General features: G+C 70.3%; 13 protein-coding genes and 1 pseudogene. 7 read left to right on the top strand and 7 right to left on the bottom strand.

Features of this window, described 5'->3' with window-relative positions:
* Positions 1-56 precede the first annotated feature (56 nt).
* The 3 genes from ACZ5ID_RS09920 to ACZ5ID_RS09910 all read right to left on the bottom strand — a co-directional run bounded on the left by ACZ5ID_RS09920 (position 57) and on the right by ACZ5ID_RS09910 (position 2641).
* The gene (locus ACZ5ID_RS09920) at positions 57-1112 is read right to left on the bottom strand and encodes a hypothetical protein (protein WP_468895302.1); all 1056 of its coding nucleotides are present in this window, start codon (positions 1110-1112) and stop codon (positions 57-59) included.
* On the bottom strand, positions 1109-1483 hold the full coding sequence (locus ACZ5ID_RS09915; protein WP_468895299.1) for a PadR family transcriptional regulator: 375 nt from the start codon (positions 1481-1483) through the stop codon (positions 1109-1111). Before ACZ5ID_RS09915 ends, ACZ5ID_RS09920 begins: the two co-directional genes overlap by 4 nt.
* A 168-nt stretch (positions 1484-1651) precedes the next feature.
* A complete protein-coding gene (locus ACZ5ID_RS09910; protein WP_468895296.1) occupies positions 1652-2641 on the bottom strand; it encodes a PI-PLC domain-containing protein in 990 nt (329 codons plus the stop codon).
* A gap of 385 nt (positions 2642-3026) precedes the next feature.
* Here ACZ5ID_RS09910 and ACZ5ID_RS09905 point away from each other — a divergent pair, with 385 nt between their 5' ends.
* Both ACZ5ID_RS09905 and trhA read left to right on the top strand, forming a co-directional pair.
* Entirely contained in the window at positions 3027-3572 is a 546-nt protein-coding gene (locus ACZ5ID_RS09905) for a hypothetical protein (RefSeq protein ID WP_468895293.1), read from the top strand.
* Between the two features lie 117 nt (positions 3573-3689).
* On the top strand, positions 3690-4448 hold the full coding sequence (trhA, locus tag ACZ5ID_RS09900) for a PAQR family membrane homeostasis protein TrhA (protein WP_468895290.1): 759 nt from the start codon (positions 3690-3692) through the stop codon (positions 4446-4448).
* Between the two features lie 40 nt (positions 4449-4488).
* On the opposite strand, the gene ACZ5ID_RS09895 is transcribed toward trhA, so the two are convergent.
* The 3 genes from ACZ5ID_RS09895 to ACZ5ID_RS09885 all read right to left on the bottom strand — a co-directional run bounded on the left by ACZ5ID_RS09895 (position 4489) and on the right by ACZ5ID_RS09885 (position 7985).
* Positions 4489-5670, bottom strand: coding sequence for a PP2C family protein-serine/threonine phosphatase (locus tag ACZ5ID_RS09895; protein ID WP_468896164.1), 1182 nt, complete (start codon positions 5668-5670; stop codon positions 4489-4491).
* A 280-nt stretch (positions 5671-5950) separates the two neighbouring features.
* Positions 5951-7540 (bottom strand): phytoene desaturase family protein, encoded by a 1590-nt coding sequence (locus ACZ5ID_RS09890; protein WP_468895287.1) that lies wholly within the window; start codon positions 7538-7540, stop codon positions 5951-5953.
* Positions 7533-7985, bottom strand: a complete 453-nt coding sequence (locus ACZ5ID_RS09885; protein ID WP_468895284.1) for an SRPBCC family protein — start codon at positions 7983-7985, stop codon at positions 7533-7535. Before ACZ5ID_RS09885 ends, ACZ5ID_RS09890 begins: the two co-directional genes overlap by 8 nt.
* A gap of 306 nt (positions 7986-8291) precedes the next feature.
* Here ACZ5ID_RS09885 and ACZ5ID_RS09880 point away from each other — a divergent pair, with 306 nt between their 5' ends.
* Both ACZ5ID_RS09880 and ACZ5ID_RS09875 read left to right on the top strand, forming a co-directional pair.
* On the top strand, positions 8292-8519 hold the full coding sequence (locus ACZ5ID_RS09880; RefSeq protein ID WP_406552594.1) for a DUF5133 domain-containing protein: 228 nt from the start codon (positions 8292-8294) through the stop codon (positions 8517-8519).
* Positions 8520-8539: 20 nt separating this feature from the next.
* Positions 8540-8989 (top strand): DUF6098 family protein, encoded by a 450-nt coding sequence (locus tag ACZ5ID_RS09875; RefSeq protein WP_468895280.1) that lies wholly within the window; start codon positions 8540-8542, stop codon positions 8987-8989.
* 48 nt (positions 8990-9037) lie between these two features.
* Here the strand turns inward: ACZ5ID_RS09875 and ACZ5ID_RS09870 are convergent, their stop codons facing one another.
* On the bottom strand, positions 9038-9511 hold the full coding sequence (locus tag ACZ5ID_RS09870) for a DUF1360 domain-containing protein (protein WP_468895277.1): 474 nt from the start codon (positions 9509-9511) through the stop codon (positions 9038-9040).
* Between the two features lie 287 nt (positions 9512-9798).
* On the opposite strand from ACZ5ID_RS09870, the gene ctaD reads away from it, so the two are divergent.
* The 3 genes and pseudogenes from ctaD (at position 9799) to ACZ5ID_RS09855 (ending at position 13430) form a co-directional block, all read left to right on the top strand.
* On the top strand, positions 9799-11523 hold the full coding sequence (gene ctaD, locus ACZ5ID_RS09865; protein WP_468895274.1) for an aa3-type cytochrome oxidase subunit I: 1725 nt from the start codon (positions 9799-9801) through the stop codon (positions 11521-11523).
* 111 nt (positions 11524-11634) lie between these two features.
* Positions 11635-12835, top strand: a pseudogene (locus tag ACZ5ID_RS09860) (hypothetical protein).
* Between the two features lie 10 nt (positions 12836-12845).
* The gene (locus ACZ5ID_RS09855) at positions 12846-13430 is read left to right on the top strand and encodes a hemerythrin domain-containing protein (protein ID WP_468895271.1); all 585 of its coding nucleotides are present in this window, start codon (positions 12846-12848) and stop codon (positions 13428-13430) included.
* The last annotated feature ends 52 nt before the right edge of the window (positions 13431-13482 follow it).

Raw genomic sequence — 13482 nt, 5'->3', positions numbered from 1 at the left:
GCGGTCATTGCCGGATGCCGACGCTCACGTACGCCCGGCCAAGTCCCGCGCGGTGCCTACGCGTCGCGGCGCAACCGCGAACGGATCTGGAGGAGCGTCGAACTGTACGTCCACACGACCGGCACCACCAACACGACCTTGATCCAGAACCACACCGATCCGGGCTCCGGGTGGGCGAGCAGGTCATACGCCCACCCGGCGCCGAGCAGGCACATGGCCGCGGTCGGGATCACCTGGGCGCGCGCCGCGCGGCTCGTACGTCCCGGATTGTCGGCCAGCCGCAGCGCGTACACCTCGACAGGACCGAACTCGTCCGCCGCGCCGCCGCCGGACGCCAGCAGATGGTCCCGGGCCTCCTCCCGGCAGCGGGCCGCCGCGGCCGGCGGGTAGCCGTGCCGCCCTCTGAGCAGCGTTTCCAGGCGCGCCAGCCAGGCGTCGTCACCCACCGGCTCCGCCGCGGCACGCCGCCCGAGGAACCAGCGTGCCGCCCGCTCGTCGGACAGTTTGAAACCCGCGACGGCCAGGAGCGCGCCGATCCCGAACAAGGCGGGCGCGGGCACTTCGACGAGCGGCCCGGAGGGGACCGAGACGAACAGGACAGCGGTCGTCACGATGAGGACGCAGACCAGGGCCAGTGCGATGCGCCAGGCCCGCAGCCGCGCGGCGGCCCGCAGTTCGGGCAGCACGCCGGACACCGTCACCGAAACCAGCGCCAGCAGCGCCCCGCCCGTCAGATCCGGCCACCCCGCCGACAGCCAGAACCCGTCACCGACCCAGAGCATGATGCCGAACAGCACCGCCTGAACACCTGCCAGGACCAGCCCGGCCGTGAACCGGCCGCCCGGCGCGAACCCGTCCAGGCCGTCGGCGCTGCGCCGCGTCTCGCTGATGCGCTCCGCCGCGACCGTCTCGGCGTAGGTGTCGGGATCGCCGACCGCCTCCCGTACGGGCCGCCCCGCCTCCGCCGCGATCTCGTACACCTCGGCGAGTACCTCGCCCACCAGCCCGGGCGGCGGGTTGTGGTGGCCGACCAGTGCGAGTTCGAACCGCGCCGCCCACCGCTCGTCGTCCTTGTACGTCCAGACCGGCCGCTGTTCGGCAGCGCGCGTCATCGGTCCTCGCCCCCTTGGTTCGCGTGTGTCGTGGGTGCGGGAAGGCGGTCCCCGGCCAGCGTGCTCACCACCTCGTCCAGAGCGCGCCAGGACCGGTACTCCTCGGCGAGCCGGGTGTGTCCGGCGGCGGTGAGACGGTAGTACTTCCGCCCGGGTCCGCCGTCTCCCGCGCTCCAGCGCACCTCGACCGCCCCCTCTTCCTCCAGCCTGCCGAGGGCCGGGTAGAGGGTGGCCGCCTTGAGGCCACCGAGCCCGGCTTCGCCGAGGCGCTGGATCAGTGCGTAGCCGTAGCTCTCGCCCTCGGCGGCCAGCACGCCGAGCAGACACAACGGCAAGGACGCGCGCAGCCACGCGGCTTGGATGTCCGGCACAGCCCCCCACCCCGACTAGTTGGATTTCCAGAATAGTCGAAGAATCCGAAGAGGCGTCCCAGGGGGGCGGCGGGGGTCAGGGCTGAGGAAGCACACCGCAGCCCGCGACGAGGGATGGGCGGGCCTGCCGTGGGGCCGGGCTCTCACGGGCCCGGCCCCGGGAGTCTGTCATCGGAAGAGGCGGTCACCGCTGGTGGCCATGCGGTGGGTGGCGCTGTGGCGGTTCACCCAGTCCCGGACGAGGTTGACGGCGTTGGCGCACTGCCAGCTGTCGTCGTACTCGCGTACTCCAGTGAAAGCGCCGTAACCCGCGATGATGCCGTCCACCCGGGCATCGCCCAGGAGCTTGTCGACGTACCACGGGTCGTTGTACGTGGTCGTCCAGGACAGCGTGGCCGCGAGCCGCCCGGCGGCACGGTCCTGGGCGCCCTTCTTGAGCTCCGCGCAGGTGTTGTAGGTCGGTTCGGTGCAGTTGCCGAACCCCTTGGTGATGTCGCTGTCGCCGTAGTCCATGGCCCGGCGTCCGGTAGGAAAACCGGAACCGGACCGGTTGAAAGCGCCCGTGACCTGGTCGCGGGTTCCGGTCGTCGTGATGCCCTCCAGGTTGCCGAGCCGGCCCTCCAGGCTCTTCCAGCCCCGGCCGCCGACGTCGGGGGTGCTGCCGCCGTGGTACTCGTAGAAGCCGTACAGCACCTGGATCCCGGCAGCCGTCAGCCGCTGAGCCTTGTCGCGGAGCCCGGCGACGCCGCACCCGCGGTTCTGCGCTTCGCCGCAGTAGTTCGGGTCCTTGATGTCCAGCCAGACAAGCGACAGCCTGCGCCCCGCGTTGGCGTGCGAGACGATACGGTCGATCATGCTGTCGAAGCTGGGGCCCCGCCGGTTGTCACCCGCTGAGGAACAGTCGTGGTACGCACGCCACTCGTTCGGGTTCCACCAGGCGCAGACGTCGATCTCGATGCCGTTGGCGCCGTGCTTGAGTGCGGCGTCCACGCCGTCCAGGGTGTCGACCCGGTGTGCGATGGCGTAGATCGCCTGACGCTGATCGGCCGCAGCCGCAGGGGTCGTGCCGAACGCGGTGGCACCGACGAGGCCGCAGACCGCCGCCATCAGCGCGAGTACCGTTCGCAGGCGGGTCCCAGGTCGAAGGTGAGTGGTCAAGAAAGGTTCCCCCTCATGTCATTTGGGTGTCGTGGAGCGCGGAGCGTTGGTTCCGCCGCTCGCCCCCCGGCCCGCCGACCCGCCCGCCTGGTCAGGGCGGCGGGTGCGGTGCCCGGACCCTCCGAGCCTGCGGGAGGCTCCGCCCGGCCCGCCAGGGGAAAGTGACACTTGAGGACGTGGGAACGCCCAAGACGGCGTGTTCGGGCAGTCGGTTGTGCCCTCGCGGGCCCGACGGCGGTGGCCCGCGCGCCTGCCGCGCGGGCCACGAACCGTGATCCGCGCCCGACACGGCCGACTCCGGCGTTGTCGGCCGCGCCGGACTCGCCCTAGGCTCGGAGGCACACACAGGCATGTGTCGAGCAGCCATTCCCTGGGGGCGGTTGACGTGCTGTACGCATTCGGCTTCGAGCGGCTCGGCGTCGTGGTGGGCGACCTGTACTTCGTCGACCCCGAACCGTTGCCCGGGCAGGAGTCCCCCGAGCGCGGGGTGCGGCTGGAGCTGCGGATCCTCGAACGCGGCGAGCTGCCCGGATCCATCTACGCCGCACGCCCCATCACCATCGGCCGCCCCCTGTGGCGCGTGGATCTCCTCCAGGACGCGAACGCCGCCCCGCGCACCTTCGACCGTACGCACCACCACCCGGGCTTCGACGACTGGAATCCCGGCCCCCGGGTCTTCGTGGACGAGCTGACCCGCGACCCGCTGGCGTGGCTGACCGGCAGACTCACCGATCTGACGGCCCTGTTGAAGGAGAACGGCGTCAGCTCCGACGACATCCCGGCGGCCGACGCGGACGCCCTGCGCACGGCGGCACCCGAGATCACGGACACCGTGCGGCGACTTCTGGAGCGTGTGTGGTCCGGCGAGCTCGGCCGCCCACCGGGCGACACGGGCCCGCACGCCACCAGCGTGCGCGCCAGCTGGCTCTGACGCCCGGCCCTCGAAGCCCGGCCCTTGGAGCACTCCCCGTTGAGCACCGTGTTCCGGCCACGCCGTCGCGCCCCCCTTGCCCGGAAGACCGGAAGGGAGATCTTTTAGCATGGCAGCATGGTTGCCAATGACGCCCAGAAGCCCGGGGAACCACGAGCAGCGGTGTCCCCCGGCGCCACGGAAAACACGGCGGAGACGGTGGACCACCCGGTCGCCGCGCTGGTGGAACGCGCGGCCGACCTGGCCGAGCCGATCAAACCGAAGCTGCGCGGCTGGCTCCACGCCGGCATGGTCCCCGCCGCACTGATCGCGGGCATCGTCCTCATCTGCCTGGCCCCCACGCCGCGGGCGACCCTGGCCTGTACCGCGTACGCGGTCACCGCCTGGCTGCTGTTCACCACGAGCGCCGTCTACCACCTCGGCACCTGGGGACCGCTGGGCGAGGCGCTTCTCCGCCGCCTCGACCACGCCAACATCTTCCTCATCATCGCGGGTACGTGCACCCCGCTGGCCGTGCTGCTCCTCCCGCCGGACCAGCGGTCGGTGCTGCTGTGGATCGTGTGGGCGGGCGCGCTGGCGGGAGTCGCGTTCCGGGTCCTGTGGGTCGGGGCTCCGCGCTGGCTGTACACGCCGTGCTACCTGGCCCTGGGCTGGGCGCCGGTGAGCTACCTTCCCGACTTCCAGCGCGCCGGCGGCACGGCCGTGGTCGTCCTGGTCGTCGTCGGCGGTCTCCTCTACAGCGCGGGCGCCGTCGTCTACGCCCTGCGGCGGCCCGACCCCTCACCCCTCTGGTTCGGCTACCACGAGGTCTTCCACGCCCTGACCGTGGCGGCTTTCGCCGCGCATTACGTCGCCATCTCCCTGGCCGCCTACTGACCGCGACAGCGTTTCGGGCCCGCGCCGCCCGTCACCCACGTCACCGCGCGCCGGTCCGCCAAGGGGCGGAGGCGTCGGCGAGGTCGGCGCCGGTGTCGGCGTCCCGCCGGGAGTTGCCGACACCGTGCCAGTCCAGGCACATGACGGTCGCGTCGTCCTGGAGGTGGCTGTCGTTCGCGTCGACGACCGCCGCGATCAGGGCGCGAGCGGCCTCGCGTGGATGCAGGTCGCGGGTGCGGACGATCAGCTCCGACAGATCGAGGTTCCTGGCGTTGCGTTCGAGCATGCCGTCGGTCAGCATCACCAGCCGGTCGCCCGGCCGCAGGTCCAGCGACTGGATCCGGTAGCCGTGGGTGACGGGGAAGCCGAACGGCATATCGATCTCCGGGGCGATCTCCCGCACCCGGCCGCCCCGCATCCGCAGCGGCCAGGGGTGCCCGGCGTTGACGAACTCGGTCCTGCCGTCGACCAGGCTGATACGCAGGAGCTGGCCGGTGACATAGCTCTGGCGGCCGTGCCGGAGCATGGCCTCGTTGGCCTGGCGAGCCTGTTCGGCGAGGTCGGCACCGGCCCGCCGGGCCCGACGCAGGGCACCCACCAGGAGCGTTGCCAGCAGTGCCGCTTCGACGTCGTGCCCCATGGCGTCGGTGACGGAGAGCTGCACCGTGTCCCGGTCGATCACGTAGTCGAAGGTGTCGCCCCCGACGTGGTCGGCCGGCTCCAGCGCCCCGGCCACCGCGAACTGCGCCGCCTCGCACGCCAGCGACGCCGGGAGCAGCCGGTGCTGGATCTCCGCGGCCAGGCTCAGCGGCTTGGTGCGGCGCCCCCACTGGTACACGTCGGTGAAGGACCGGTTCGCGATGACGATGTACGCCAGGGCGTGCGCGGTCTCGCCGATCTCCCGCATCACCCTGGCGTCCGGCGCCTTGGGCAGGAAGAGTTCGAGGAGCCCGATGGCGTCCCCGCGGTTGGTCACCGGGGCGACGACCCGCACCAGCGCGCCGTGGCCCCTGTCCTGCACCCTCAGCCGCTGGGTACGGATGACGTCGTCGTACAGGGTGCCCCGCAGCGGGATGCGCCGGGCGGGTTCATCGGTCTCGACGCTGCCCGCGGCGCCCAGCCGTACGACCGAGCCGCCGGTGAAGTCGGTGATGAGGAACGACACGGACGCGGCCCCGATGTGCTCCTTGAGCATGCGCGCGACCACGTCGAGCGACTCCACGGGCGCCGCGGTCTCCGCCGCCGCCAGTGTCGTGGCCAGGGCCGTCGCCGCGCTCGGGCCGTCCCCGTTCTCCGCAGTGCGAGCGGTCGGTTCGCCGCCCCCGTAGGGTCCGTGTCCGGTCACGGTCGCTCCTCGCCGCATCGCCGATGCTCAGGGTCCGTCCCGGGCGCGCGAGGGGCTCGCGCCGGGATGTGGTCATTGCACCACAGAGCCTGTCCGGCCCGCGAACAGGAGTAACCCGTGAAGTTCTTGGTGGCGTTACGGTGATGCGTGGCGCGGCTCAGAGGCGCTGGGCGCGGTGCAGCAGGGTACGCACGGCCTCGGGCCGCAGCGCGGCCCGCGCCGCGTTCGCCCCCGGGGCGCCGTGCACCCCGCCGCCGGGATGGGCTGCCGCCGACGCCAGATACAGCCTCTTCACCGGCGTCTCCGGCCGGCCGGTGCCCGGTACGGGCCGGAAGATCGCCTGCTGGTGCAGGGCGGCGGTGCCGTTGTTGATGGCCCCGTTGCGCAGGTTCTCGTTCATGGCCTGGAGCGTGGTGGGGGCCAGGATCCGGCGGGCCCGGATCAGGGAGCGGAAGCCGGGGGCGAACCGTTCCACCTGCACCTCGATCCGGTCCGCCATGGCCTCCTGCTCATGGGCGTCCCAGCGGCCGGTGATGCCGTCGGGCCCGGCGTCGCCGGTGACGCGCTGCGGGAGGTGGGTATAGGCCCAGGCCGATTCCGTGCCCGCGGGGGAGCGGCTGGGGTCGGCCGTGGTCATCTGGCCGAACAGGGCGAAGGGCTCGTCCGGCACCTGCCCGACGGCGAGCCGGCAGGCGTACCGGGTCAGGGCGTCGACGCCGTCGCTGAGGTGGACCGTTCCCGCCCCGGCGGCCTGCGGCGCCGTCCAGGGCACGGGTCCGGACAGCGCCCAGTCGACCTTGAAGGTCGCGAAGTCCCACTGGAAGCGCTCCAGGTCCCGCACCAGCCGGGACGGAAGGTGTTCCTCGCCCACGAGGTCCCGGTACAGGGCCGGTGCCGAGACGTCCGCCAGCACCGCCCGGCGCGCACCGACCGTCTCCCCGGCGGCGGTCCTGACCCCCACCGCGGCACCGCCGCGTACGACGACGGCTTCGACGCGCTCCCCGCAGCGCAGCACTCCGCCGCGGCGCCGCAGCCGGCGGACGAGCGCCGCGGTGAGGGCCCCGGCGCCGCCGACCGGCACGGGGAAGCCGTGGCTCTGCGCCAGCATCGACATCAGCCATCCGAACCCGCCGCTTCCGGCCGCCTCGGGCCCCAGGTCGGCGTGGAGGGCGTTCCCGGCCAGCAGCAGCCGGCCTCCCTCGCCCTGGAACTGCTCCTCGCCCAGCCGGCGCACCGGCAGCGCGAGGCTGCGAGCCAGCCGCAGTCCGGCGGGCCCCCGCAGCCGCGCGGCCAGCCGCAGCCCGGAGCGGACCGGCGGGAACGGCGTGAACAGGGTCCGTACGAGCTCCGGCCCGACCCGGCACCACCCCGCGTACATGTCCTGCCAGGCGTCCGCGTCGGCCGGGGCGAACTCGGCCAGCCCGGCGCAGGTGTCCGGCGCACGCCGTTCCAGCACGGCACACCGGCCGTCGCGAAGGGGGTGGGCCAGCACGCGCGGGGCGTGGCTCCAGCGCAGGCCCTCGGCGGCGAGGTCGAGGCGGGCGAGCACCGGAGAGGCGGCTGCGAGGGGGTAGAAGGCGCTGAAGAGGTCCGAGACGTAGTCGGGATGGACACCCCTGTCGCTGCGGACGGCGCCGCCCGGCTCGCTCTGCGCCTCCAGGACTTCCACGCTCCATCCGGCGTCGACCAGCACGTTGGCCGCCACCAGCCCGTTGGGGCCGGCGCCGATCACCACGGCGTCAGGCATGGCGTGCTTCGGCTGGACGCCTCTCCACGAGCGCGGCCAGACGGCTCAGCATGCCCCGGTGCCGCAGCTGGAGCACCGCCTCGACGACGGGGTTGTGGAAGGTGCCGCCCAAACCGTGCAGGGGATGCTCGTCGCAGACGATCAGGGTCTCCTCGCCCCAGGGCCGCAGCTGGAGCAGGATCCTCGCCGTGCCCAGGGACTTGACCACCGCCTCCAGCTCCAGCTCTTTCGCCGGTTCCTGGTGGCGGACGACCGTCATGCCCTTGGTGGACCACGGGCCCAGCTTCAGGGTGAAGCTCAACCGCGATCCGACCTCGGGCCACGTGTGGTCGAGGGGGGCGGAGTGGGAAGGCCCCACCACCCACTCGCCGTAGCGACTCGGATCGCTCAGCACGTCCCACACCGCCTGCGGGGGGCGTCGGACCAACCGGTGACGGACGGCCATGAGGGAGTCCTTCCAGGAAGGTTTCTACCGGCCACGAAAGCTTCTCCAGGCCAGTGAAGCACCCGGGGAGGTTTTTCGATCACCGGGCCGACGAGCTCCGGCCACGCCAGGGGAAAGGGGAGGTGAGGGCGTCACCGGGTCCGGTTGCCGTGGTTCGGGCTTCGAGGCACTGTGTGGAAGAGGTCGAGCGGTTGGTGCAAACGGGTGTCGAGGGTCGCACGGTTACACCGTGCGTTCCGGGGCACACGCGGGACATCGAACAAACCTCCGTACACGTTCCGTGGTTCAAGTAAGGAGAGGCCTCTCATGCTGATGGCGCACCCCGCGGTACTGAAGGACCTGGTCGAGCGGTACGAGACGCTGCGGACCCAGTACGCGAAGGAGGGTTCGGCCGAGGTGGGGCGGCGGATCGAGGACGTGACCTACACCTTGTGCGTGTCCACGGGCACCCGCGACATCGAGGCCGCTCTGGCCGCTGCCCGCCGTCGGCTGAGCAGCGTCCGTGCCGAGGGCGACTTCGCGCTCGTCGGCTGAACCACATCCGCTCGCGCACCATGGATCCGGTCTCCCTGCCGACCCTCACCGGGCTCGATGCCGTCACCGCGCTGGTGGCCGACCGCCAGGACCTCTATGTGCGCTGGTCCTGCGGGCCCGAGCGGGACCTCCGGAGCGTCTCCAGCACCGACGACCTGACCGGCATCCAGCTACCGGGACTGTCGGCCAGCGCCCTCGGTGTGGAGAAGTGGTGGGGCGACCGCCCCGCCCGCGTATGGGTCGCCCGGCGTCTGTACGACTACTGTCACCTGCCCGCGGTGAAGGCCCCGGCCACCCGGCCCTGGGTGCTGCGCGGCAGGGAGGTGGGCCGGGGGCCGGACAACGAGCCGCTCGTCATCGACGTAGAGCCGCTCGCCTGGATCACCGACGACGTCATCACCGAAGCCGTGGACATCATCAAGCACCTGCCCGGCCGCTGGGGGCCCATGGACCGGGACGTGGCGCACTAGGAACGTGCGGGAACTGGGAACGTGCGGACGGGGCTGACGGTCGCGGACTCACTCCTCGGTCTGCTCCACCAGAGCCGCGTGCGCGAACTGCAGGGCGTCCGCCACCGCCAGAGCGGTCAGGCCCCCGGTCACCGTGCGGGTGGCCCGGGGCCAGATCCCCTTGGCGCCGGTGAACGTGGTCACGATCCACACGCTCAGACAGAACGGGCAGCTGATCAGCTCTCCGACGGTCCGCCGGCCGGGCTTGTCGAGGGGAGTCTCGTTCAACTCGCTGGGTGCGCCGGCCCCGTCCACCTCCGTGAACGGGGCGCGCAGCGGCCGGGTGACCGTCGCTTTGCCGATCAGACGGCTGAGCCGGAACGTCGCCGCCGCGGTGAGCAGGACGTCCCACGGCTCGGGGGAGGCGGGCAGCGGTCGCCCTCGGCGCCGCAGCAGTACGGCCCAGCCGGCTGTGTACCCGCCCCAGGCCGCCAGTGCCCCCAGATGGCCGACATGGGGCCGCAGACCCTGGAACTTTGCCATCGAACGCCGCCTCATTACGCCTGGTGTACAACTTCGATTTCGCTACAGCGCGGGCCCTTGCCACGCGCACACGCCGTGTACCCGGTCCGGTTCCCCGTACGCACCTCCTGGGTGCGGGGGTTCGAGACGGCACGGGTGAGGGCCAACCGAGTTATCCGCGGGGCGAAGCCTTCGTTTCCCGTCACTTTCCGTAGTACATCTGTAGGCCGGGCGTAGGACCCGCCGCGGTGGGTACTGACGCCTCCGCCCAAGCCCCCTGGCGGCAGATCCGACCAAAGGAAGCGTCCATGGAGACTTCGACCGAGTCCGTCGCGTCGCCCCCGGTGAGGGGCCGTACGCGAGGACAGGTGCTGGTTTCGTGGCTGACCACCACGGACCACAAGAAGATCGGTCATCTGTATCTGATCGCGTCGTTCGGGTTCTTCCTCGTCGGCGGGATCATGGCGCTGGTGCTCCGCGCGGAGCTGGCCCGCCCCGGTCTCCAGATCGTCTCCAGCGAGCAGTACAACCAGGTGTTCACCCTGCACGGCACGATCATGCTGCTTTTCTTCGCGACACCGACTTTCGCGGGTTTCGCCAACGCGATCATGCCCTTGCAGATCGGTGCACCCGATGTGGCGTTTCCACGGCTGAACATGCTCGCGTTCTGGCTCTTTCTGTTCGGTGGACTCATCGTGGTGGGCAGTCTGCTCACATCGGAGGGAGCGGCCGACTTCGGCTGGACCGCCTATACGCCCCTCAGTGGCGGCGAGCGCACCCCGTTCGTGGGCGGCGATATGTGGATCATGGGGCTGGCGTTGTCCGGATTCGGCACGATCCTCGGGTCGGTCAACTTCGTGACCACCATCATCTGTATGCGCATGCCCGGCATGACCATGTTCCGGATGCCGATCTTCACCTGGAACGTCCTGCTCACGTCGGTGCTGGTCCTGTTCGCCTTCCCCGTGCTCGCGGCGGCGCTCCTGGTGCTGGAGGCGGACCGGCGTTTCGGGGCGCAGGTGTTCAACGCGGAGAACGGCGGCGCCGTCCTGTGGCAGCACCTGTTCTGGTTCTTCGGGCATCCGGAGGTCTACATCATCGCGCTGCCGTTCTTCGGCATCATCACGGAAATCATTCCGGTGTTCTCCCGCAAACCCATCTTCGGATACATCGGGCTGGTAGGCGCCACCGTGTCGATCGCCGGTCTCTCCGTGACCGTGTGGGCCCACCACATGTTCGCCACCCAGGCCGTACTTCTGCCGTTCTTCTCCTTCATGACGTTCCTGATCGCCGTGCCCACGGGGGTGAAGTTCTTCAACTGGATCGGCACGATGTGGAACGGATCCCTGTCGTTCGAGACACCCATGCTGTGGTCGATCGGCTTCCTCGTCACATTCCTCTTCGGCGGCCTCACCGGCATCATCCTGGCCTCCCCGCCGATGGATTTCCATGTCACCGACTCGTATTTCGTCGTGGCGCATTTCCACTACGTGGTGTTCGGGACCGTCGTCTTCGCCACCTTCGCCGGCTTCTACTTCTGGTGGCCGAAGTTCACGGGCAAACTCCTCGACGAACGCCTGGGGAAAATCCACTTCTGGACCCTGTTCGTCGGCTTCCACCTCACCTTCCTCGTACAGCACTGGCTCGGCGCCGAAGGCATGCCCCGCCGCTACGCCGACTACCTGGCGGCCGACGGCTTCACCGCCCTCAACACGCTTTCGTCCATCGGCGCGTTCCTGCTCGGGGCCTCGACACTGCCCTTCTTCTACAACGTGTGGAAGACAGCGAAATACGCGCCGCGCGTCACGGTGGACGACCCGTGGGGCTTCGGCCGGTCCCTGGAGTGGGCCACGTCCTGCCCGCCGCCGCGGCACAACTTCTCCACCCTGCCCCGGGTCCGCTCCGAATCCCCCGCCTTCGACCTCCACCACCCGGAGATCACCGCCCTGGACCCCGCGCGCCACACCGGGCGTGACGTCATCGACGACAGCGACGCCGTCCGGCACCCGTCCGGCCCGGACGACGGCAAGTAGGGGCGGAAACGCGCCGTTGACGGGGGTGCGCGTCCGATCGTGGACGAGGCGGACATGGAGCGTGGTCTCGGGGGTACCTCGCCCACCCACGCCTCAATGAGGAGAACCCAAGTGACCTTCAACCCGCTCGAACAGCGCGGCATCCCGCTGGACCGCCAGCTCCGCAACTGGCGTGAGCTGAACGTCAAGCCCATCGACCCCGACCACTGCGACCCCGTACACCCGTTGCCGCATCATCACCATGAACGGCATCGAGGTCGAAGCGATCATGTTCAGCCACCAACTGGCCCGCAACACAGTGGATCCCGAGGTGAAACGGCAGCTGGCCAAGACCCGCTACATCGAGGCGCAGCAGCAGAAGGTCGTCAACTGGCTGCTGCCCGGCGTGTCATCGGTGCTGGAGACGACCATCGCCTACGAGCAGGTGGCGGTCGACCTGACGGCATGGGTGGCACGGATGGAGCCCGACCCGTATCTGCGCCAGGCGTACCAGTTCGGCGTGCTGGAGGACTTCGACCATCTGTACCGGTACGCGAATCTGTACGAGATGATCGAGCACCGCAAGGCGGAGTCGATCGTGGACGGGCTGACCGAGGTCATGCCGGGCAGGCCGACGCGTTTCCACCACCGTGACGCGTACGACAACGTCCGCGACCCCTACGCCAAGGACGAGACGAATCCGCTGTCGAAGCTGCACGCGTTGACGATCATGTCGGCGGAGCAGCAGACGATGAACTTCTACATGAACACCGGCCCCACCTACATGGAGCCGATCGCACGCCAGCTCTACCAGGAGATCGGACTCATCGAGGAGGAGCACGTCACGCACTACGAGTCGCTGGTCGACCCGGGTGAGACGTGGTGGGAGCAGTTGGTCAACCACGAGTACAACGAGTGCTACCTCTACTACTCCTTCATGGAGCAGGAGAGCGATCCCCGGGTGAAGGCGATCTGGGAGCTGCATCTGAACATGGAGCTGGAGCATCTGCACCTCGCCTGCGACCTGATGCGCCGGCACGACGGCCGCGACCCCGAATCGGTGCTGGCGCCCGAACTGCCGAAGGTACTGACCTTCGAGCCGAACAAGGCCTATCTGCGTGAGCTGCTGGACACCCAGATGGATCTGACGACGCTGGGCGCGGGATATGTGCGCGAGGCACATGAGCGGTTCGACCAGATGCAGGAGCGGATCCACGGCGGTGAGGCACCCCCGAGCGACCGGGTCATGGTGGAACACGACGCGATGTTCGGCCGCGAGTACCGCCTCCAGACCGAGGGTGAGCACCCCGACCCCTCCCAGCGCGAGAAGTGAGGACCAGCGGATGAGCGAGCTCACCACCCCGCAGGCCGGAGACGACCACGCTCCCGACACCGACGTGGTGTCGTTGCTGATGCGTCAGCACGGCGACATTCGCAATCTGTTCGACGAGGTCGAGGCCGGTACGGGAGAGGAGCGCCGCGACGCGTTCCGCCGCCTCGTGCGGCTGCTCGCGGTGCACGAGACGGCCGAGGAGGAGGTCGTGCACCCCTTCCTCCGAGGCACGATCGTCGGCGGCAAGCAGATCGTGGAAGACCGGCTCGCCGAGGAGAAGGCGGCCAAGGAGGTGCTGGCGGAACTGGACGACCGCGACACCGACGATCCGAAATTCATGCCGCAGCTCCTGAAGCTGCGCAGGGACGTCCAGGAACACGCACGCGCGGAGGAGCGCTACGAGTTCACGCACCTGCGCCGCAGCACCGACATCACCCAACTGGTGGCGATGGCCAAAGCCGTCAGGGCGGCGGAGGCCATGGCACCCACGCGCCCTCACCCCGGGGTGGAGTCACGCGCGGCCAACATGGCCCTGGGGCCCGTCGCGGCGTTGGTGGACCGCACCAGGGACGCCGTGCGCAAGGCCATGGGCTAGGACGGCTGAGCCGCGCATCGGGCGACAGCCGCCGTGTCGCTGCCGACCGTGA

It is taken from the genome of Streptomyces sp. NPDC031670 (assembly GCF_055580545.1).
Note: the sequence above shows the minus strand (reverse complement) of the source record. Positions and strands in the feature narration are given on the sequence as shown.

Bases quoted from the DNA above. Each gene is read 5' to 3' on its own strand.
- ACZ5ID_RS09875 (WP_468895280.1), top strand. From the start codon at position 8,540: ATGGATCCGGTCTCCCTGCCGACCCTCACCGGGCTCGATGCCGTCACC.
- ACZ5ID_RS09920 (WP_468895302.1), bottom strand. From the start codon at position 1,112: ATGACGCGCGCTGCCGAACAGCGGCCGGTCTGGACGTACAAGGACGAC.
- ACZ5ID_RS09885 (WP_468895284.1), bottom strand. From the start codon at position 7,985: ATGGCCGTCCGTCACCGGTTGGTCCGACGCCCCCCGCAGGCGGTGTGG.
- ACZ5ID_RS09890 (WP_468895287.1), bottom strand. From the start codon at position 7,540: ATGCCTGACGCCGTGGTGATCGGCGCCGGCCCCAACGGGCTGGTGGCG.
- ctaD (WP_468895274.1), top strand. From the start codon at position 9,799: ATGGAGACTTCGACCGAGTCCGTCGCGTCGCCCCCGGTGAGGGGCCGT.
- ACZ5ID_RS09855 (WP_468895271.1), top strand. From the start codon at position 12,846: ATGAGCGAGCTCACCACCCCGCAGGCCGGAGACGACCACGCTCCCGAC.
- ACZ5ID_RS09880 (WP_406552594.1), top strand. From the start codon at position 8,292: ATGCTGATGGCGCACCCCGCGGTACTGAAGGACCTGGTCGAGCGGTAC.
- trhA (WP_468895290.1), top strand. From the start codon at position 3,690: ATGGTTGCCAATGACGCCCAGAAGCCCGGGGAACCACGAGCAGCGGTG.
- ACZ5ID_RS09870 (WP_468895277.1), bottom strand. From the start codon at position 9,511: ATGGCAAAGTTCCAGGGTCTGCGGCCCCATGTCGGCCATCTGGGGGCA.